At 60.5% G+C, this 18943-nt stretch carries 18 protein-coding genes; 5 read left to right on the top strand and 13 right to left on the bottom strand.

Features of this window, described 5'->3' with window-relative positions; all coding sequences use genetic code 11:
- Positions 1–21: 21 nt before the first annotated feature.
- The gene (locus ACS4RR_RS28160; protein ID WP_170259615.1) at positions 22–285 is read right to left on the bottom strand and encodes a hypothetical protein; all 264 of its coding nucleotides are present in this window, start codon (positions 283–285) and stop codon (positions 22–24) included.
- Positions 286–533: 248 nt separating this feature from the next.
- Between ACS4RR_RS28160 and ACS4RR_RS28155 the strand changes: the two genes are divergently transcribed.
- Positions 534–1040: an HIT family protein gene (locus ACS4RR_RS28155; RefSeq protein ID WP_260111226.1), complete on the top strand. Its 507-nt coding sequence runs from the start codon at positions 534–536 to the stop codon at positions 1038–1040.
- 47 nt (positions 1041–1087) lie between these two features.
- On the opposite strand, the gene ACS4RR_RS28150 is transcribed toward ACS4RR_RS28155, so the two are convergent.
- From ACS4RR_RS28150 to ACS4RR_RS28120, 7 genes are all read right to left on the bottom strand, one after another.
- Positions 1088–2938 (bottom strand): DUF2264 domain-containing protein, encoded by a 1851-nt coding sequence (locus ACS4RR_RS28150; protein WP_260111227.1) that lies wholly within the window; start codon positions 2936–2938, stop codon positions 1088–1090.
- Between the two features lie 76 nt (positions 2939–3014).
- Positions 3015–4289 (bottom strand): ABC transporter substrate-binding protein, encoded by a 1275-nt coding sequence (locus ACS4RR_RS28145; protein ID WP_260111228.1) that lies wholly within the window; start codon positions 4287–4289, stop codon positions 3015–3017.
- A gap of 40 nt (positions 4290–4329) precedes the next feature.
- On the bottom strand, positions 4330–5055 hold the full coding sequence (locus tag ACS4RR_RS28140) for a DUF624 domain-containing protein (RefSeq protein ID WP_260111229.1): 726 nt from the start codon (positions 5053–5055) through the stop codon (positions 4330–4332).
- Positions 5056–5075: 20 nt separating this feature from the next.
- The gene (locus ACS4RR_RS28135) at positions 5076–6185 is read right to left on the bottom strand and encodes an ABC transporter ATP-binding protein (RefSeq protein WP_260111230.1); all 1110 of its coding nucleotides are present in this window, start codon (positions 6183–6185) and stop codon (positions 5076–5078) included.
- 15 nt (positions 6186–6200) lie between these two features.
- Complete coding sequence (locus ACS4RR_RS28130) at positions 6201–7373, bottom strand: glycoside hydrolase family 88 protein (protein ID WP_260111231.1); 1173 nt, start codon at positions 7371–7373, stop codon at positions 6201–6203.
- A 3-nt stretch (positions 7374–7376) separates the two neighbouring features.
- On the bottom strand, positions 7377–8213 hold the full coding sequence (locus ACS4RR_RS28125; protein ID WP_260111232.1) for a carbohydrate ABC transporter permease: 837 nt from the start codon (positions 8211–8213) through the stop codon (positions 7377–7379).
- Positions 8210–9196 (bottom strand): carbohydrate ABC transporter permease, encoded by a 987-nt coding sequence (locus ACS4RR_RS28120; protein WP_017967488.1) that lies wholly within the window; start codon positions 9194–9196, stop codon positions 8210–8212. Before ACS4RR_RS28120 ends, ACS4RR_RS28125 begins: the two co-directional genes overlap by 4 nt.
- A gap of 131 nt (positions 9197–9327) precedes the next feature.
- On the opposite strand from ACS4RR_RS28120, the gene ACS4RR_RS28115 reads away from it, so the two are divergent.
- Both ACS4RR_RS28115 and ACS4RR_RS28110 read left to right on the top strand, forming a co-directional pair.
- Complete coding sequence (locus ACS4RR_RS28115) at positions 9328–11124, top strand: heparinase II/III domain-containing protein (RefSeq protein ID WP_456190461.1); 1797 nt, start codon at positions 9328–9330, stop codon at positions 11122–11124.
- 124 nt (positions 11125–11248) lie between these two features.
- On the top strand, positions 11249–12076 hold the full coding sequence (locus ACS4RR_RS28110; protein ID WP_260111234.1) for a carbohydrate-binding protein: 828 nt from the start codon (positions 11249–11251) through the stop codon (positions 12074–12076).
- Here the strand turns inward: ACS4RR_RS28110 and ACS4RR_RS28105 are convergent.
- Entirely contained in the window at positions 12071–13081 is a 1011-nt protein-coding gene (locus tag ACS4RR_RS28105; protein WP_260111235.1) for a GlxA family transcriptional regulator, read from the bottom strand. The two genes, ACS4RR_RS28110 and ACS4RR_RS28105, sit on opposite strands and share 6 nt — an antisense overlap.
- A complete protein-coding gene (locus ACS4RR_RS28100) occupies positions 13078–13656 on the bottom strand; it encodes an isochorismatase family protein (RefSeq protein ID WP_456190460.1) in 579 nt (192 codons plus the stop codon). Before ACS4RR_RS28100 ends, ACS4RR_RS28105 begins: the two co-directional genes overlap by 4 nt.
- Positions 13657–13813: 157 nt before the next feature.
- Here ACS4RR_RS28100 and ACS4RR_RS28095 point away from each other — a divergent pair, with 157 nt between their 5' ends.
- Positions 13814–14482: a response regulator gene (locus ACS4RR_RS28095; protein WP_170256587.1), complete on the top strand. Its 669-nt coding sequence runs from the start codon at positions 13814–13816 to the stop codon at positions 14480–14482.
- Positions 14472–15872, top strand: coding sequence for a sensor histidine kinase (locus ACS4RR_RS28090; RefSeq protein WP_260111237.1), 1401 nt, complete (start codon positions 14472–14474; stop codon positions 15870–15872). Before ACS4RR_RS28095 ends, ACS4RR_RS28090 begins: the two co-directional genes overlap by 11 nt.
- Before the next feature lie 213 nt (positions 15873–16085).
- On the opposite strand, the gene ACS4RR_RS28085 is transcribed toward ACS4RR_RS28090, so the two are convergent.
- The 3 genes from ACS4RR_RS28085 to ACS4RR_RS28075 form a co-directional block, all read right to left on the bottom strand.
- A complete protein-coding gene (locus ACS4RR_RS28085; RefSeq protein WP_162116313.1) occupies positions 16086–16967 on the bottom strand; it encodes an ABC transporter permease in 882 nt (293 codons plus the stop codon).
- 11 nt (positions 16968–16978) lie between these two features.
- Positions 16979–17794 carry an ABC transporter ATP-binding protein gene (locus tag ACS4RR_RS28080; RefSeq protein WP_170256585.1) on the bottom strand — a complete coding sequence of 272 codons (816 nt, stop codon included), beginning with the start codon at positions 17792–17794 and terminating at the stop codon, positions 16979–16981.
- Between the two features lie 79 nt (positions 17795–17873).
- Positions 17874–18893 (bottom strand): ABC transporter substrate-binding protein, encoded by a 1020-nt coding sequence (locus tag ACS4RR_RS28075; RefSeq protein WP_017967479.1) that lies wholly within the window; start codon positions 18891–18893, stop codon positions 17874–17876.
- Between the last annotated feature and the right edge of the window lie 50 nt (positions 18894–18943).

The following is an 18943-nucleotide window of genomic DNA, read 5'->3' as shown; positions in this document are numbered from 1 at the left end:
CAAGTTCGGTTCAGACGCGTGTTACGATTGCACGAGGAACGTCATGGTCTCGGGCAAGACGCCGTCACTCGCCATCGCATCGGCCGCCGCCTTGGTCTGCATGAAGGCCATCAACTTATCCATATCAGCAACGTCCATGACCAGGCCGACATGGTTGGACGTCTGAGGATCCGTAAACGTGCGAATGTTCGTGACGCCGATCGGTTCGAATATCTGTTTGCGCATCGGTGAAGCGAGCCAGTGTTTCGTGTCCTTGACATTGTGATGGACCATTATGGTTGGCATTGCATCCTCCTCTGGCCTTGAAAAATGAAAGGCCAGTACATCCCTACGCTTTGCCCAGCTGTAGTTCAACAATATTACGATGAACGGATATTTTGCTATTTTATCGAAGATATAAATATAATTACTTGGAGTAATCCGAAAATATTACGGTTGGCAGCCGGTCTTGGCGCGTGTTATTTTCGCGACAATGGCTTTTGCAATAGTTCCGGCGTCCGGGACCGCCGCGCGTGAGACGACAGAGGCTCAGAATGGCCGAACGCCAACCATTTGATCTCAAGGCTTATGGGCACGACATCGGAACAAGGCCATGCTTTATCTGCGGCTTGGTCAGGAACGACCCTGACTTCTTTCACCATCGCGTTTTTGAAGACGACGAGACGATCATTTTCCTGAGCAAATATCCCACTCTATCGGGTTATTGCATCGTCTGTCCGAGGGAGCACCGTGAGGATCTCGCGCGGGACATGTCGACGGATGAATATCTTCGATTACAGGAGAAGGTGCATGTCTTGGCGCGCGCCCTCAAGAGCGTGTTCGACGCCGAGCGAATTTATGTGCTTTCGCTCGGCAGCCAACAAGCCAATAGCCACCTGCATTTTCATGTCGTTCCCTTGCCTTCAGGTGTACCTCTTGAAGAGCAGCAATACCATGCACTGATGGCGGAATACGGGGTTTTGCAGATACCTGACGATCAAATGGCACAGTTGGCGCAGCGCATCTCTGAAGCATACCGTTCCGAGCTGATCGCACGATAATCAATCTCCTGGCTCCCGGTTGAACCCCGGAAGCCAATGCCCCCAAGCTACGTCCCGAGGGCGAATGCCGGCACCGGGGTGCCTTTTTCGCGAAAGAGCCGTTCCACCTCGTCGAGGCGGGGACAGGCCGGCGGATTATCGAGCGCCTTTGCCCAGTTTTCACGGCTGGGCAGGGCCATCGCGGCGGTCACCAGCACGGTGGTGCCTGGGCCGCTTTCGCCGCGCAGCTGCGGCAGCAGGGTCTTGGCGTGGATGAGATTGGTGTTCGGGATCGGGCTCATCGCATGGCCGACCCTCGGATTGGGCGATAGATCGACGATGGCGCTGACGTCGGTCCGTCCGTACCAGACGGCCCGGCCATCGCTTGCATCGGAGCGATCGGCATTGAAATCCGCGCGTTCGATCGCAAAGCCGCCCTCGATGGTCAGCAGGATGCGCGGCGTGGCGATGCGGTGGATGCGAATGTGCCACGGGTTTTCGGGAAGCAGCCAGGTCTCGATGGTGACATCGCTCCAGGGGCGCCAGCGCGAATAGAGCAGGTCACCTGTCATCAACGCCTCTTCGAGGGTTTCCCGCATGCGGAAATGGACGCCGTCATCGGAGAGGCCGAGCATGCCGTCAAAGCTTGCGGCGGAGAAATTCCGGTCGTTGGCTTCGATGTTGAAGGCGTAGCGTGTGGAATAGACGAATTTCGAATATTTCTCGTTTGCGCCAAGCATCTTGTCGTGCTGCTGCCCTGAGGAGAGTACGACCACGTTTCCCGGCGTGTGCATGGCGACCATTCCCGCTGGCGTCAACGCAACCGGTTCCGGAAATTCCGGCTGCGGTGCCTCTTCGGCGGTCCAGAACGGATGACCCTGCGGAAGAGCGAGCGGCAGGAAGAATTTCAGCGCCCAATAGGGTGAACCGGGAGAGTTGTAGCTCTCGCTCATGAAGAGGTTCGGATAGCCGTAGCCGACCGAAAGAACGCCGTCGCGATCGGCAATCGGCATGGCGGACCACCAGCGGATATGGCGCATGTAATAGCCCTTGATCTCAGCCCAGGGCAGCGCCTCGACGCCGGCAAAGGCAAGCGCGCCCCAAAAGCCGCCCGCCGCAAAGCGGTAGGTCTGGCTGCGGCCGAAGGCAAGGGCTGCGCCATCCGGGCCGAACCAGTGGCGAATATCCCTGGCGAAGATCTCGGCGCGACCCCGGAACCGATCCTTGCGCGCCTCGTCGCCCTTGGCCAGCACGGCATAGATCAGGCCGTAGAAATGCATGGCGAAGGGAATGTAATGATCGACCCGCCGAACCGGCCCGTCGCGATACCAGCCGTACCCGAGGTCGAAGGCCTCCAGTTCGTCGAGATAGGCGAGGGTTTTCCGGTGATCGAACGCCACGCTCACGCGTTCCAGCCCGAGATCGATGAGCACACGGAAAAATTTCCAGTTGTTATCGATGAATTCCAACTCGCGCGCCCTGAGAAGATAGGCAGAGACCGTTTTCTTCTCGCTGTCGTCAAGCGGTTCCCAGATGTGCTCGGGAACGAGCGACAGGGCGAAGCCGACGGCGGCGAGCTCGACCAGCCGCTGATTGCGGTCGGCAAGATCGCCCCAATATTCGGGGTGAGCAGGATTGGTGCCGTTTGCCAGGCCGCGGCGATAGAGATCCCAATGCGGAAACGTGCCTCCGCCGGCAACGAGCGGAACGATCCCCCAGAGCGGCCGTGCAAATCCCTCCAGATCCGCCGCCGCCCGATCGAAGGTCGCGCCGGCTGCGCCGAGGCGCACACGGGCGCCGCCTTCGGAAAAATACGGCAGCAGCGGCTCGAAGAGATCGGTGACGGCCTTGGCCAGGTCGTCGCGTGTCCTCAGGGGATTGCCGAAAAGCGGATTGGCCCTTGCGGGATCATAGATCATCGTCAGCTCGAAATTCCTCAAACCAAATCGGCCGCGGGCCAGATGCCGGTCCGCGGCCAGGGCAATCTTGCGAGGCTTACTTGATGGCCTTCACGCCTTCGGTCATTTCCTTCAATCCGTCGTCGATGGAGGTATTGTCGGTCATCATCGCGTCATGCACGCGATTGAGCACGACCTCGATCTTGGCGGCGTTCGGATTGACTGCCATTTCCAGATAGGCTTTCGACGGTATCAGCGCCTCCTTGCTGGCTGCGTCCTCAGGAAAGCCGGGTGTTGCCGCGATCTTTGCGCTGACATCGGCGGTCTTGAGCGCTGGGAAGGTGCCCGTCGATGCGATGACGGCAGCGCCCTCAGGACCGGTGACGAACTTGATAAAGTCGAGGGCTGCATCCTTGTGCCCGGAATTGGTGTTGACCGCCAGACCCGAAATCTGTGCAGCCGTCGTGCCGGCTGCAACGCCGTCCGGATGCGGGAACTTCACGATGCCCCAGTTCTTGCTCTTCGATTCACCCGATTTCACCTTGGCGATCTGGGTGCCGACGAACCAAGTGCCCATCGGCAGCATGCCGATCGTGCCGTTGAAGAAGAGCGCCGAATAATGCGTGTTCGACGTCTTGAGGAAGGCGTAGGAGGGAATGGCGCCGTCCTTCTGCAGGGTCAGCGCCCGCTCGTACCAGGGCTTCAGGAAGGCGTAGTCGCCATCGACGAGCGTGTGTTTTCCGTCAAGGATGCCGGGCAGCTGGACGGTCGAACGCCAGGTGTGCAGCAGCGCGCCATAGGTCTTGTTGGTGCCCATGCCGCCCGTAAGCTTCTCGGCGGTCGCGTCGAACTGCGCCCAGGTCATGTCATTGGTGGGGTAGGGGACGCCGGCTTTGTCGAAGATGTCTTTGTTGTAATAGACGATCCAGAAGTCGGAGCGGAACGGCAGCGAATAGATCTTGCCGTCGATGGTCAGCTCTTCGATCAGGCCGCCAAAGGGAGCCGGGTCGATCTTCTGATCCTTCACGAAGCCGCTGAGATCGGCGATGTTACCGGCGCGCACCAGGTTGGTGTAGCCCGGCACATCCTTGACGGTGACGATGTCGATGTCCTTGGAGCCGCCGGTCAGTTGCGTCGAGATCATCTGCTGGTAGTCTTGCGAGCCGAGGTCCATCGGCTCGAACTTCACGTTGGGGTGCTTGGCCTGATAGGCCTCGATCAGCGGCTTGTAGTAGGCGGTCTTGTCCCAGTCCCACAAAGCCCATTTGAGCGTCACGGCGTCCTGAGCAAGCGCTGCGCCGGCCGTCATCGCCGCCAAGGTGAAACCCGCCACGGCAAGTTTCACCGTCCCCCCGAATTTTTCCAAATACATTCCCGTTCTCCTTCCCTGGATCATCTCTGGATCAGTTATTTTATGAAGCGTCTCTTCTATGCGGTTCGCGGTGCGGCTGTCTTGCGTTTGGCAGGTGTAGAACCGTCACCGCCGCCCGATGGACGCCGAATGCGACGGCGAACATTCCGAGTGAAAAATTGAAGATTGCCGGCATGAACACCGAAACCGGATAGAAGAGGATGTGCGCCAGCCAAAGGCTGGCGGTAAAGGCGAGGGCTGCAAGCGCCGGGAAAGGACGGACAATGGAGGCGAGGGCGGCGAGGCGCAGCAGCATGAGAGCAGGCAGATCGCGCATCACCATCAAAACGAAGAGATGGCAGGCGAGGACCGCGACGAAGGCGGTGGCGACGAGCGCGATCGTCAGCGGTGCGCTTAGCAACAGATTGTGGCGTGCGCCGGCGGCATAGGTTGCTATCGCATAGAGGCAGACTGCGAGAGCGCCCGCCAGCGCCAGGCCCCAGGCTGTGGCGCGCCAGAAGTAGCGCAGAAAGGCTTCCGTGAAGTCCCGCAGCAGATAGGAGTTGCGGTCTTCCACGAGGGCCACCGAGACCCGGGCCATGGCGGCGAGGGCTGCCGGCAGCGTTACGACGAAGAGGCCGGCCAGGATGAACAACATGTTCAGCTTGACCATCTCCCACCATTCGCGGACGAGGATCTCGGCGAACAGCGCAAGGCCGGTCCTCCTCGGAGCATCCTTCGGAATGCCCGGTCCCTCCCTCGTCCACATGTCCCGCAACCAATCCATAGCCGTCTCCCGCAGGCGCCTCAGTATAGAATCGAGCGTTCCGTTTCCGTGTCGAACAGCTGCGCATTGGTCATATCGGCGACCAGCGCCGCCTCCTCGCCGATCTCGGGCCGGTAGCGCGGCGAGACGCGGGCGATGAGATTGCGACCGCCTGCCACCATGTTCAGGTGCACTTCCGAGCCCATCGGTTCGGCAAGTTCGACGATCGCCTTGAGGGGCGCCAGGTTCTCGGGCGCGATGTCGGCCGGCGGCAGCTCGTGGAAATTCTCGGGACGGATGCCGAGCATCAACTCGCGACCCTCGTAAGGGGCGATCCTGCGCTTGTCGAAATGGGCGGGAAGCGGCAGTTCCCGGCCGTCGAAGACAGCGACGTAGCCGTCGCTCCGGCGGGTAATGGTCGAGGGCAGCATGTTCATCTGCGGTGCGCCGATGAAGCCGGCGACGAACATATTGACGGGGCGGTCATAGAGGTTCTGCGGCGTATCCACCTGCTGGATGTGCCCGTCCTTCATGACGACGATCCGGTCCGCCATGGTCATGGCCTCGACCTGGTCATGGGTGACGTAGATGAAGGTGGCGTTGAGGCGCTTGTGCAGCTTGGTGATTTCCGAACGCATCGTGCCGCGCAGCTTGGCGTCGAGGTTGGAAAGCGGCTCGTCGAGAAGGAAGACCGCCGGATTGCGCACCATGGCGCGGCCGAGCGCGACGCGCTGGCGCTGGCCGCCTGAAAGCGCCTTCGGCTTGCGATTCAGGAGATGAGAGATGTCGAGGATCCTGGCGGCGTCCTGCACCTGGGCATCGATGAAGTCGCGCGACACCTTCCTGAGCTGCAGGCCGAACGCCATGTTCTTGTAGACGGTCATATGCGGGTAGAGCGCGTAATTCTGGAAGACCATGGCGATATCCCGATCTTTGGAAGGGACGTCGTTCATGACGTCGCCGCCGATCTTGAGCTCTCCTCCCGATATTTCTTCGAGGCCGGCGATCATCCGCAGCGTCGTCGATTTGCCGCAGCCGGAGGGGCCGACCAGAATGATGAATTCCTTGTCGGCGATCTCGAGGTCGATGTCGTGGACGACGGTGAGCGCACCGTAGCTCTTGTTCAACTCTTTAAGCGAAATGCTGGCCATCGGGTTCTCCTGAATTCACCAATAGGAAGACCAGCTGCGCGAAAGGCGCGTCAAAGCTTCCATGTAATAATAATCTCCCCAGGAGACGCATTCATCGACACCCTCGCCGCGGCAGGTGTTGAACGGCGATTTCTTCGAATAGGTGGCGTGCAGCACCAGGCCGTTGGAGGCCTTGGGATCCTTGACCGCATAGTGATCCGCAAGGCTCTTCATCATGCGCCGCGCCAGCGCGCGATAGTGTGCTGCCGGTTCCGGCTCGACGAGATCGGCCATTTCCAGAAGGCCGCAGGCGGTGATCGAGGCCGACGAACTGTCGCGCGGCTCGCTGTCGCCGTCCGAAAAGACGAGGTCCCAATAGGGCACCATGTCGCCCGGCAGCCGGTTGAGATAGAAGGCGAGCAGCCGGTCGAAGGTTTGGCGATATTCCTCGACCCGCTCATAGCGATAGGAGAGGGCCATTCCAGCGATTGCCCAGGCCTGTCCGCGCGCCCAGGCGCTGTCGTCTTTGTAACCCTGTTTGGTGGCGCCGCGCACCGGCGCGCCGGTGACCGGGTCCATATAGAAGGTGTGATAGGTGGAATCATCCGGCCGCACCGAGTTGGCAAGCGTGGTGCGGGCGTGAATGAGCGCGATCTCGCGGTATTTCGGATCGCCAGTCTCGCGGCTTGCCCAGTAGAGCAGCGGCAGGTTCAAGAGGCAGTCGATGATGTAGCGGTATTCTTCCGCCACCCCTTTGCGGCCCCAGGCCTGGATGAACTGGCCGATCGGCTGGAAACGCTCGATCAGCTGGTCGGCGGCAAGGATCGCGGCTCTGCGGCCATCCTCGTCGCCGACAAGTTTCCAGGCGGCGATGCAGGAGGGCGAATAGAGAAAGCCCATATCGTGATGATCGGTCTCAATGCGATTGACGATCCGATGCAGGAACGATTGGACCTGAATTTGTGCCGCATCCCGGAAAGCCGCGTCGCCGCTGTGTTCGAATGCGAGCCACAGCTCGCCGGGCCAGAAGCCGGCGGTCCACTGATCGTTCGCCACGGGGGGATAGAAATTCTTGATGCTCGAATGGTTCTGCGCGGCGTGGGTGAATTCTGGAAGGTTGCGCCTGACCTGCTCGACGGCGATATCGAGCGCGGCCTTCACTTCCTCATCGGTAATCGGCTGCGGGGCGACGGATGAAACGGCGTTCACGGCTTAACCCTTCAATCCAGTCGAGGCGATGCCCTCGACAAAGAAGCGCTGGAGAACAAGGAAGACGACGAGGACCGGAATGAGGGCGACGACGGAGGCCGCCATGATGAGCCCGTATTCGGCCGAATATTGCGAGATGAACATGCGCAGGCCGATCTGGACGGTCTTCAGCTCGGTCTTTGTGAGATAGATCATCGGCCCGAGAAAATCGTTCCAGGTGGTGACGAAGGTGAAGATCGTCAGCGTCGAGAGCGCGGGTTTCGACAGCGGCAGCATGATGCGCGCCCAGATCTGGTACTCGTTCATGCCGTCGATGCGAGCCGCCTCGCAGAGCTCGGTCGGGATCGACATGTAGAACTGCCGCATCAGGAAGACGCCGAAGGCGGTGAAGGCCTGCAGGCAGATCAGCGCCAGATGGGTGTTGTTGAGCCCGAATTCACGCATCAGCAGGAATTGCGGCACCATATAGACCTGCCAGGGCATGGCGATGGTGGCGATGTAGCCGAGGAACAGGGTGTTCCTGTAGGGGAAATTCAGCTTGGCGAAGGCGTAGGCGGCAAAGCTGGAGGTCAAAAGCTGCAGCAGCGTGACGATGATCGTCAGCTTCGACGTGTTGTAGATGAACAAGGCGAGCGGGATCTTCGTCCAGATATCGACGTAGTTATGCCATTGCGGCTCGGACGGTATCCATTCGATCGGGAAAGCGAACACGTCGCGGCTGAGCTTCAAGGATGCCGAAAGCATCCAGGCAAAGGGCATCAGCATGATGAGCGTGACGGCGATGACGATGGCGTAGATCGCGACCGATCTGACGGTTACCTTGCGTCCGGCGATCCTCATGCCTCGTCCTCCCTCTGGCGCCGGAACTGGAAGACGGTGACGGCAAGCACGAGGAAGAACAACACCAGCGAAACCATGCTGGAATAGCCGAGATCCCAGGAAATGAAGGCCTCGTTGTAGATGTGGTAGACGAGGACGAGTGTCGAGGTGCCAGGCCCGCCCTGGGTGATCATGTAGATCTGGTCGAACACCTTGAAGGACTGGATCGTCAGCATCACGGTGACGAAGAAGGTCGTCGGCCCGAGCTGCGGCACGGTGACATGGATGAACTTCTGCCAGGAATTGGCGCCATCGAGATCGGCGGCCTCATAGAGTTCGGAATTGATGCCCTGCAGGCCGGCCAGATAGATGACCATGTAATAGCCCATGTTCTTCCAGATGCCGAAGAGGATCACCGTCACCATCGCCCAGTGGCGATCGGCCGCCCATCCCGGCATGTTCTTGGGATCGAGGCCGAGCGTATAGAGGATCATGTTCACCGGTCCCATCTCGGGATTAAAGATCATGTTCCAGACGACGGCGACGGCCACCAGCGAGGCGACATAGGGGAAGAACATCGCCGTGCGGAAGAAGTCGCGCCCTGCGATCTTCTGGTTGAGGAGAACGGCGAGGCCGAGCGCGCAGATGAGCGTCGCCGGCACGGAGGCGACCGTATAGATCACTGTGTTCCAGAACGCCGCGATAAAGGCCTTGTCCTCGAAGAGCCGCCAGAAATTATCCAGCCCGGCGAATGTGATCGCATTCGAGCCGTCCCAATGCATGAAGGCGAGCACGAAGGCGAACAGGATCGGGCCGAGCGTGAAGACGGCAAAGCCGATGAAATTCGGGGCAATGAAGGAATAGGCGACGAGCGCGCTGCGTATCCTGCGCTGGCGCTTGGACAAGACCGCAGCCTTCCGGCGAGAAGTTGCCGGAGCGCCATCCGTCGCGATGACTGAATTGGATATGGACACCGATGCCTCCTCTTCCTCCTGCAACCACATAGCACATATCCGGTATTGGTCAAACAAGTTCTGAATAGATCATACGAATTTCGTGGAAAGCGCAAAAGACATATGATAGGTGAGCATGCAGACCAAACGCCCATCGATGCTTTTCCGGCACGGGGAGAGACATGTTCAGCGAGATTTCAGAGGATCTGCCCGATGTGCTGGGCGATTTTACGCCCGGGGCGGTCTGCGCCGATCGCCTCAGATGGAGCGCGGTGCCGCAGGCGGTACGGGAACTGGTCGTTGGCGAAGCCGAAGAGACGCTTGCGCGCGCCTTTCCGCTGATTACGGCGTCGGACTACCGGGAGTACACCGAAACCGGCAACCGCGCGCGCTTCGAGGAGCTTTATTTCAGACGGCGCCGGATGCTCGACAATCTGGTGCTCGGCGAACTCGTCGAAGCCGGCGCGCGCTTCCTGCCGAAGATCGTCGACGGCATTTTCCTGATCGCGGAGGAGAGCGGTTGGCAGCTTCCGGCGCATAACGCCTATGAACGAAGCGGCGCACGCTTGCCGCTTCCCGACAATTCGCAGCCTGTCGTCGACCTCTTCGCCGCCGAAACGGCCGCCCTGCTTGCCACCATCGTCGCATTGTTTCGCAACGAGCTCGACGCCATCAGCCCCGAGATTACGGCACGCGTCGAGCGCGAGATCGAGATCCGCATCCTCTCGCCCTATCTCGGCAGGCATTTCTGGTGGATGGGCCGCGGTGAGGAGCGGATGAACAACTGGACGGCATGGATAACCCAGAACATCCTGTTGACGGTCTTCTCCCTGAAAACGGGCCAGCCCACGCGCCGCGCCGTCGCCAAAAAGGCGCTCGGCAGCCTCGACGCCTTCCTGAAGGACTATGCCGAGGACGGCGCCTGCGAGGAGGGCGTGCTTTATTACCGCCACGCCGCGCTCTGCCTACATGGTGCGTTGACCGTCCTGGACGCCGTGGCGCCCGGCCTGTTCGCCGGGCTCTGGCAGCAGCCGAAGATCCGCAACATGGCCGAATATATCGCTCATATGCATGTGGCCGGCCGCTACTATTTCAACTTCGCGGATTCTTCCGCTGTGGTCGAACCCTGCAGCGCGCGGGAATACCTGTTCGGACAGGCGGTCGGCTCTGAGATGCTGGCTGAGTTCGCTGCAGCCGACAGGGCTGGGGCCGACAATCCGCACCTGCCCGGGGAATGGAACCTCTGGTATCGCGTGCAGGAACTGCTGGTCGGCCCGACGCTTCCCGCTGCCGCCAAACCTCATCCCGCATCCCAGCGCGATATCTTCTATCCCGGCATCGGCTTGTTCATCGCCCGAGACGAGCAGTTTTCGCTTGCCGTCAAGGGCGGCAACAATGGCGAGGGCCACAATCATAACGATGTCGGGAGCGTGACGCTTTACAAGAATGGACGTCCGTTGCTGATCGACGTCGGCGTCGAGACCTATACCGCAAAGACCTTTTCGGCGCGGCGCTACGAGATATGGACGATGCAGTCGGCGTTCCACAACCTGCCGACATTTGCGGGCGTCATGCAGTCGGCCGGCGAAGCTTTTGGCGCGCGCGATGTCGAGGTCGGGTTTGACGAGGGGAGCGCGCGCATATCGCTCGATATTTCAGGCGCCTATCCGTCCGAAGCGCAACTGCACAGCTATCGGCGCGTCGTTTCGCTGCTGCGCGGACGCCATGTCGAGATCGTCGACACCTATGACGGCGGCAAGCCGGCGGTCCTGTCGCTGATGACATGCCTGCCGCCTACCGTCGGCCCGGCCAGGATCGACCTAGCCGACCTCGGCAGCATGTTCGTTGAGGGCGCCGGCGAGATCGAAATCGACGAGATCGTCGTGGATGACGCCCGGCTGAGATCTGCTTGGCCCGAGAAAATCTACCGGCTGCGTGTGAGGTTTGCCGACAGGCTCCTGAGATTGCGGATCGTCTAGAACGGGATGGCTTTAGGCCGGGTCGGCCCAAAGTCTGAATCCTGTTCTAAATTAAAGAGTTAGAGCATGATGCCGTCCGAAAATCGCTCACAGTTTTCGGCATCATGCTCTGGGGAGGGCGAGCATGGAATTGACACTGAAGATCGTGGATGCCGATGGGGCGGTGCTGGCGAGTTCCACAGGCCGGGACGAGACGTTTCTGGTCTATCGCCAGAACTATCTTGAAGGCGATCGCGTCGTCGTGGAGGTGTCCGAGCCTGGGCACACCTACCTCTCCCTGGATGGCGCGATCCAACCCGGCCTGGTCTATATGAAGGAATGCGCCTACTCGCTGGCCGTACCCTTCGGCGACAAGCGCAAGCCCTATTCGCCGAATGCCTTCAGGGGCGATATCCATCGGCTTTCAGCGCGAAGCACGCGGCCGGACGAGATCGCTCACCGGCGCAATCTCGCCCTCAACCCATGGGACGATCACGCCAACCGGGCTCTGTTTCCGCATGCGCGCGCCAATGTCGAGACCCGCGGCGAAGCGGTCTTTGCCGCGCGTAACGCGATCGATGGCGAAAAGGCCAACGATGATCACGGCTTCTGGCCCTATACGAGCTGGGGCATCAATCGCGATCCGCAGGCGGCCCTGACGGTGGAATTCGGCAGGCCGGTCAGGATCGACGAGATCGTTTTTTATCTTCGGGCTGACTTCCCGCATGATTCCTGGTGGGAAAAGGCCAGCGTCACCTTCTCCAACGGCAAGACGTGCTGTTTTCCGCTGGTGAAATCGGGCGTCGCCCAGGCCTTTCCGATAGAGCCCTGTGTCGTCGAGTGGGTGGAACTGCACGGCCTGATCAAGGCCGAGGACGCCTCGCCCTATCCGGCGCTGACCCAGATCGAAATCTGGGGAACCGAGGTACAGGAAGCCGGGCTCAACCCGTCCGCCCTTCCTCTCGCGCTATGAGCCTGTAGGCAGCCTCGACCGCGCCGCGCTCGGCGGGCCGTCATTCAGGCGGTTCCAGGCGCGGCGTAGCTGCCGTGCCGAGCCGAAGCCGGCGCGCATGGCGACGGCCTCCATGTCCAGCCGCGAACCGGCGAGCATCTCGCGGGCAAGAGCCACGCGCATGCGGTTGACGAAATCCGTAACGCTCATGCCCGTCTGCTCGTTGAACAGCCGTGAAAGGTTGCGCGGGCTGGCGCCGCTGAGGCGGGCAAGCGACGCCACCGACCAATCCTCAGACGGGCTGGCGGCCACTGCATCCTGTGCACGGTGAATGACCGGGTGGATATGGTTGCGACCTTCGAGCCAGGGCGAAAGCTGCGGATCCGAGCCGCCGCGCCTGAGATAGACGACAAGATATCGCGCCACCGCAAGCGCACAGGCATGTCCCGCCGCTTCGGCAACGATATGCAACATGAGGTCTATGCCGGCGGTGATGCCGGCACTGGTGAGGCGATCTCCATCCTCGACATAGAGCCGGTTGTCCCGGACGCGCGCGGTGGGCGCGAGCATTACAAGATCCTCTATGCAGCCATGATGGGTGGTGCAATCGCGGCCGTCGAGCATGCCTGCTTCGGCAGCGAGCAATGCGCCCGAGCAGATCGAGACCAGACGAATTCCCGGAAGAATGGTGCGCTTCAGCCATGCGACAATGGCAGCCTGGTCGGCGCGCTCCTGTTCGTTCCCTGGGGCGCTGTTTTCCATCGGGGCATCGGCGCTGCCGGCGATGATGACAAGCGCGGTATCGGGCAAGCGTTCCGGCAATGCGGCGACGCCCGTAACGGCAAGGCCGATCGAGCTGCCGACCGTCGCCGATGGACCGATATAGGTGACGGTAAAGCGCACCGTGCACTGTTCGAGGTTCGCCTTGCGCAGCACTTCGATCGGGCCGGCGACGTCGAGCAGCAGCACGCGCGGCGGCACGACGACAAAGACCGGGATATCGAAGGGCTGCGTGGCGTCCGTCATGCGGCGAGTGACTTTCCACGCCCTGCCAGGGCCTGGTCTACGGTCGCGATCCGAGCGAAACGGCCTGACAGGACCAGTTCGGTCCGGTCCCGAATTTCCCTCGCGCTCCAGGTGCGTCCCGCGGCGTCGGTCATCGGGAAGGTCAGGGTCGCGTCGCCGACATAGTCGACTTGATAGCCGAGATCGGAGGCGTGGCGGGTGGTCGTCTCGCAGCACTGTTCGGTGCGAATGCCGGAGACGAGGATACGACGGACGCCATTTTCGGTCAGCCACACGTCGAGACCGGAACCGACCAGGGCGCTATGCCGCCTCTTCATGAACGTCGCCCTGGGCACGATCCTGAGCGGGGCGAGTGTGCTGACAAACCCGGATTCTTCCGAAAACGGCCCGGTTTTATCAACATGGAAGATCTGGATAATGGGTATTCCATCGGCTTCCGCGCCGTCGATCAGAGCCTGCTGGCGATCGATATAAGCGGAGGCGAGGTTTTCATCCCAATAATCGCGGTGTCGGAAGGACTCTTGAGCGTCGATAACGAGAAGGATAGTTTCATGGCCGGACATTTTTTGCTCCATCCAGGTTGATCATGAAGTCATATTCGGCGATTTGAAGACAGAGGAAAATGCGCGCGCCGGACAAATAACGGACAATTCGCGCCATCGATGGCAGACATCGGCGGTGGAAGCCGTGTCACGCTTCCACTAGACGGTCCGCACATGCTAAGGAAGTCGGATGCGACTGCTTGTGGTGGAGGACAACAAGGATCTGGCGGCCTGGCTGGGTAAAGCCCTGCGACAGGCGCAATATGCGATCGACATTGCCCACGACGGCGAGGACGCGGAGCATATGCTCAAGGTGGCGGAGTATTCCGCGATGATCCTTGACCTGGCACTGCCGAAGCTTGACGGATTGACGCTCTTGAAGCGACTGCGACAGTCCGGAAACAAGCTGCCGGTCATCATCTTGACCGCGAATGCGAGCCTGGACGGCCGTGTTGCAGGGCTTGACAGCGGTGCCGACGACTATCTCGCCAAGCCCTTCGAAATCGCCGAACTCGAAGCGAGGATCCGTGCGGTGGTCCGCCGTGGCCAGGACCGGGCATCGTCGGAAATCACCGTCGGCAACCTGCGCTTCTCCGGTGGGACGCGGCAGTTTTTCGTCGCAGGCGAGCCGCTGCAACTGACGCCGCGCGAATATGCCGTGCTTGAGCAACTCGTCATGAAGCTTGGCAACACAGTCTCGAAAGCCGCCCTTTCTGAAAGCGTGTTCGGCTTTGACGACGAGGCGGATCCGAGCGCCATCGAAATCTACGTCCACAGGCTGCGAAAGAAGCTCGAGAGCAGTTCGGTTCAGATTGCGACGTTGCGCGGGCTCGGCTATCTCCTCAGACATGTCCAGTAGCCTCATCACCAAGGTAGGCGCGACGATCGCGCGACTCAGCCAGAGCCTGAGGGTGCAGTTGCTCTGCTGGGTGCTGCTGACCCTGTTCGGCGCGATCGGCTTCAATCTCTACGACAGCTTCTGGATGGCCGACGCGACGGCAAAGCTGGTGACGGATCGAACACTTCTGGCCTCGGCTCGCGTCATTGCCGAGGCCGTCCGCGTCGATGAGGACGGCAATGTTCAGGTGGATGTGCCGCCTTCCGCGCTGGAGATGTTTGATACAGGCTTCGGCGACCGGGTATTTTACCAGGTGATCACCGCGTGGGGCAGTCTGGTGAGTGGTCTTCCCGACCTGCCGTTGCCGGCCGTTCAACGGGCAGCGGAGGATCGCGCGTTCCATGGTGCCGATGTGCGTGTCATGATGCTCGACCATCCTGTCGTCGGCCTTCCCGATGACAGCGCGATCTCCGTCACAGTCGCCGTGACGCATAACAGCCAGTATGCGATGCGAAGGCAATTGTGGCTCTCAGACTTTTCGAAGCAGTTCGTGCTCGTCTTCGTCGCCAGCCTGGTGACGATCCTTGGGCTCCAACGGGGCTTGGCGCCTGCGCTGAGACTGCGGGACGCCGTGCGCCAGCGCGGCCGCAATCGTCTTGATCCGCTGCCGCCCGAGATGGTGCAGAGCGAGCTGCAGCCGCTCGTCCATACCCTGAACGACCATATGGAGCGCGTCCAGAACCAGATGGCTGCGCAGCGACGGTTCGTATCCAATGCCGCGCATCAGCTCCGAACACCGCTGGCGTTGATTTCGACCCAGGCGAGCGTGGCGGCCCGCGAAGCCGATGCGGCTCGCCGCGACGAGGCGCTTGTCGCTCTTCGCACCAGCACGAAGCAGATTTCGCGTCTTGCCAGCCAGCTCCTGACCTTGTCGCGGGCCGAGCCCGGAAGCCGGCGCCCGCGTAGCGATGCGGCCGACCTTAGCAAGGCTGCCCGCGAGATCCTCGAAGCGCATGCCGAAGAGGCGCTCAGGCGCAACATCGACGTCGGCCTGGAAGCGGTCCGCCCGGTCATTGTCGAAGGCGACGCGACGATGTTGCGCGAAATGTTGGTCAACCTCATAGACAACGCGATCCGCTATACCCGCCCGAATGGACGGGTGACCGTCGCCGTCGGGCAGGCGGACGGCAACGCCGTCGTAACCGTCGAGGACGATGGTCCGGGTATCCCCGATGCGGAGCGCGAACAGGTTTTCGAACGATTCTACCGGGTCATGGGAACCGAAGCCGAGGGGAGCGGTCTCGGGCTCTCGATCGTTCGGGAGGTCGTCGAAGGTGCGGGAGGTTCGGTCTCGCTCGACGATGCAGAAGGCGGTGGTCTCGTCGTTACCGTACGGCTTCCGCTGACGTGAACCTGAGCTTGAAGAAATCCTCGTTTCAAGATTGATCCGCATCAAATGAAAGAAGGCCGGGCATGATGCCCGACCTTCCGTCGATCTGCCTTACAGCGCCGTGCGTCTTTTGAGACGCGCAAAGGACGCTGTAACACTTTGAATTGCTGGACAATTCTATCCATAAATCGATTCCGATTGAAGGAATTATGCAGGTGGAGGAGGTCGATTTGATCACTGGGTATCAAGGTGCTGTTGCGGACGCCATTTTGCGAGACGCTTCTCGATCTGCGTCATGATGAACTCGGCAATCAGGGTGACGATCATGACGAGAACGATGGCGGCGTACATTCCGGCCGCGTCGAACGTGCCCTTGGCGATAGAGATCAACTGGCCGATGCCGAAACGGGCGCCGACGAACTCGCCGACGATGGCCCCGATGATGGCAAAGCCGAAGGAGACATGGAGGCTGGCGAAGATCCAGCTCATGGCGGAGGGGATGACGACTGTGCGCGTCACCTGCCAGTTGGACGCACCGAGGATGCGTGCATTGGCGATCATGTTGCGGTCGGCCTCGCGCACGCCCTGAAAGGCATTCGCGAACACGACGAAGAACACCATGATAAAAGCGAGCGCGACCTTCGAGGCAAGGCCGAGGCCCATGATCATGATGAAGATAGGCGCAAGGACGACGCGCGGAATGGAATTGATCGCCTTGATGTAGACAGAGAAGACGTCGGCGAGAAACAGGTTCCGGCCGAGGCTGATGCCGACGATCACGCCGGTAAAGGACCCCGCGAAAAAGCCGATCAGCGCCTCTTCCATCGTGACCCAGAGATTGTACCAGAGCGAGCCTTCACTGGTCCCGTTGACAGCCCAATCGTAGAGCCGATAAACGATCTCGCTCGGGCTGGAATAGAAGAATGCGTCGATCCACATCAGGTTGGACGTAATTTCCCAAAGTGCCAGCACGGCAACCAGAATGCCGACCTGCAGGCACAGCACATGCTGTTTGCGTCTCTTGATCGCGCGAGTGGCAACGGCTTCGATTTCCGCATCGGAGGTTCCGGGGCGGAAAAGCGGGGCCATCGTGGTGTCGGTAAGTGTATCGGCCATCGTTATTCTCCTTACGCTGCCTCGGTGGAACGCCGGTATCCGGCATCCACCTCCTGGCGAAGATCCTCCCAGATGGTTCGGCAGTAATCGATGAATTGCGGTTCATAGCGGATTTCCGACACGACGCGGGGCCGTGGCAGATCGATCTTGTAGACCGACCTGACGGTCGCCGGTCCCGCTGTCAGCACATAGACCTTGTCGGCCAGCGCAACGGCCTCCTCGAGATCATGGGTGACGAAGACCACCGATGCCTTGCGTTCCGCCCATAGCCGCAGCAATTCCTCATGCATGACGGTGCGGGTCTGAACGTCGAGCGCGGAGAACGGCTCGTCCATCAGCAGAATTTCGGGCTCGTTGATGAAGGTCTGTGCCAGCGAGACGCGCTTGCGCATGCCGCCCGAGAGCTGATGCGGATAGTGATGCAGGAATTTCGACAGTCCGACCCGGGCAAGCCAATTCTTGGCGCTGGCTTCCGCCTGGGCCCTGGCTGCGCCGCGAAACAGCGGCCCCGCCATCACGTTGTCGATGACGTTTTTCCACGGGAAAAGGGCATCCGTCTGAAAAACAAAACCGACGCGTGGGTCGATGCCGTTGACCGGACCGCCCATCAGCCGGACTTCGCCCGCGCTTGGCCGGGCGAGACCTGTCACGAGGTTGAGTGTGGTGGATTTTCCGCAGCCGGTCGGGCCGACGACCGCGACGAATTCGCCCTTTTCCACCGACATGGTGAAATCGCGTAGCGCCGTCAGCGACTTGCCGGTCGGCGAGACGAAACGCCGGCTGACATTGAGGAGCTCGATGGCGGCCCCCTGACTATGATTGGACATGTTTTTTCCTCAAAGGGTAGAAACAGGCGTACAGGCCCGTAACCCGTCACCCCACGGCAGCGGGTGACGGGTCCAGCGCTTACATTGCCTGGGCGTGCTTCACGTATTCCGTCGTATAAGTCTTCGACAAATCGATCTGCTTGCCCTGCATATTCTTGGAGAACGCGGACAACACGGCCAGAACAGTCTTCGGGCCATCTTCTGGCATGATGCCATCAGCGGTAAACATGCCCTTGCCGGCATCGAGGGCCTTGATGTAGCCCTCCTTGTCGCCGACGTAGAAATCCTTCGGCATCTTTTCGGCAATTTCAGCGCCGGTATGCGTATTGATGAAATGCAGCGTCTTGACGAAAGCGTTGGCGAGCTTCTGAGTCTCTTCCTTGTGTGCCTCTGTCCACGCCGTTTCCATGTAGAGTGAGGCTGCCGGATAGGTTCCGCCGAGCGCCTTGCGCGATCCTTCGATGGTGCGCATGTCCACCAGTACCGAAGCTTCCTTGGTCTTCAGCAGGCGTGAAACAGTTGGTTCGGTCGTCATGCCAACCTGGATGGCGTCCTGCTGCAGGGCGGCGATGAAGGTCGTTCCGGCACCGACCGGGACCGATGTGACATCCCCGCCCTTCAGACCGGCCTTTGCGACCATGTATTGGGTGAGGAAATTGGTAGAAGAGCCCAGGCCGGTTACGCCAGCGCTGTGTCCCTTGAAGTCAGCGACCGACTTGATCTCGGGATGCTTCGACGACACCAGTTCGACTTCGCCCGGCGCTTGGCTGAACTGCACGATGGATTCGACGAACTTGCCCTTCGCCTGCAGATCCACACAATGATCGTAGAAGCCGACAACGCCCTGAACGGCGCCAGCCAGAAGCTGGTTTTCGGCGTCGACACCGGCAGGTTCGTTCAGGAGTTCGACGTCAAGACCCTCATCCTTGAAGTAACCGAGCGATTCGGCAAGCTTGGCGGGCAGATAGATCTGCTTCTCATAACCGCCGACCATGATGGTGATCTTATCGGCCGCATGTGCGGCGCTGGTCGCGAAAGATGATGCGGCGAGAAGCGTGGAAAAAGCGACGGTGTGAAAAAGGCTGCGTGAATAACGCATAGAAATCTCCTCCTTGTGGTTGCGTGCATCGTCGTCTCGCCACCTTGACC

The sequence above is a fragment of the Rhizobium zaerense genome, assembly GCF_051810725.1.
In the GTDB taxonomy this organism is placed as follows: domain Bacteria; phylum Pseudomonadota; class Alphaproteobacteria; order Rhizobiales; family Rhizobiaceae; genus Rhizobium; species Rhizobium leguminosarum_I.
The sequence above is the reverse complement of the archived record's forward strand: the minus strand, read 5'-3'. Positions and strand labels throughout refer to the sequence as shown.

Coding starts and splice junctions, on each gene's coding strand:
- ACS4RR_RS28160 (WP_170259615.1), bottom strand. CDS start 285: ATGCCAACCATAATGGTCCATCACAATGTCAAGGACACGAAACACTGG.
- ACS4RR_RS28155 (WP_260111226.1), top strand. CDS start 534: ATGGCCGAACGCCAACCATTTGATCTCAAGGCTTATGGGCACGACATC.
- ACS4RR_RS28150 (WP_260111227.1), bottom strand. CDS start 2,938: ATGATCTATGATCCCGCAAGGGCCAATCCGCTTTTCGGCAATCCCCTG.
- ACS4RR_RS28145 (WP_260111228.1), bottom strand. CDS start 4,289: ATGTATTTGGAAAAATTCGGGGGGACGGTGAAACTTGCCGTGGCGGGT.
- ACS4RR_RS28140 (WP_260111229.1), bottom strand. CDS start 5,055: ATGGATTGGTTGCGGGACATGTGGACGAGGGAGGGACCGGGCATTCCG.
- ACS4RR_RS28135 (WP_260111230.1), bottom strand. CDS start 6,185: ATGGCCAGCATTTCGCTTAAAGAGTTGAACAAGAGCTACGGTGCGCTC.
- ACS4RR_RS28125 (WP_260111232.1), bottom strand. CDS start 8,213: ATGAGGATCGCCGGACGCAAGGTAACCGTCAGATCGGTCGCGATCTAC.
- ACS4RR_RS28120 (WP_017967488.1), bottom strand. CDS start 9,196: ATGTGGTTGCAGGAGGAAGAGGAGGCATCGGTGTCCATATCCAATTCA.
- ACS4RR_RS28115 (WP_456190461.1), top strand. CDS start 9,328: ATGTTCAGCGAGATTTCAGAGGATCTGCCCGATGTGCTGGGCGATTTT.
- ACS4RR_RS28110 (WP_260111234.1), top strand. CDS start 11,249: ATGGAATTGACACTGAAGATCGTGGATGCCGATGGGGCGGTGCTGGCG.
- ACS4RR_RS28105 (WP_260111235.1), bottom strand. CDS start 13,081: ATGACGGACGCCACGCAGCCCTTCGATATCCCGGTCTTTGTCGTCGTG.
- ACS4RR_RS28100 (WP_456190460.1), bottom strand. CDS start 13,656: ATGGAGCAAAAAATGTCCGGCCATGAAACTATCCTTCTCGTTATCGAC.
- ACS4RR_RS28095 (WP_170256587.1), top strand. CDS start 13,814: ATGCGACTGCTTGTGGTGGAGGACAACAAGGATCTGGCGGCCTGGCTG.
- ACS4RR_RS28090 (WP_260111237.1), top strand. CDS start 14,472: ATGTCCAGTAGCCTCATCACCAAGGTAGGCGCGACGATCGCGCGACTC.
- ACS4RR_RS28085 (WP_162116313.1), bottom strand. CDS start 16,967: ATGGCCGATACACTTACCGACACCACGATGGCCCCGCTTTTCCGCCCC.
- ACS4RR_RS28080 (WP_170256585.1), bottom strand. CDS start 17,794: ATGTCCAATCATAGTCAGGGGGCCGCCATCGAGCTCCTCAATGTCAGC.
- ACS4RR_RS28075 (WP_017967479.1), bottom strand. CDS start 18,893: ATGCGTTATTCACGCAGCCTTTTTCACACCGTCGCTTTTTCCACGCTT.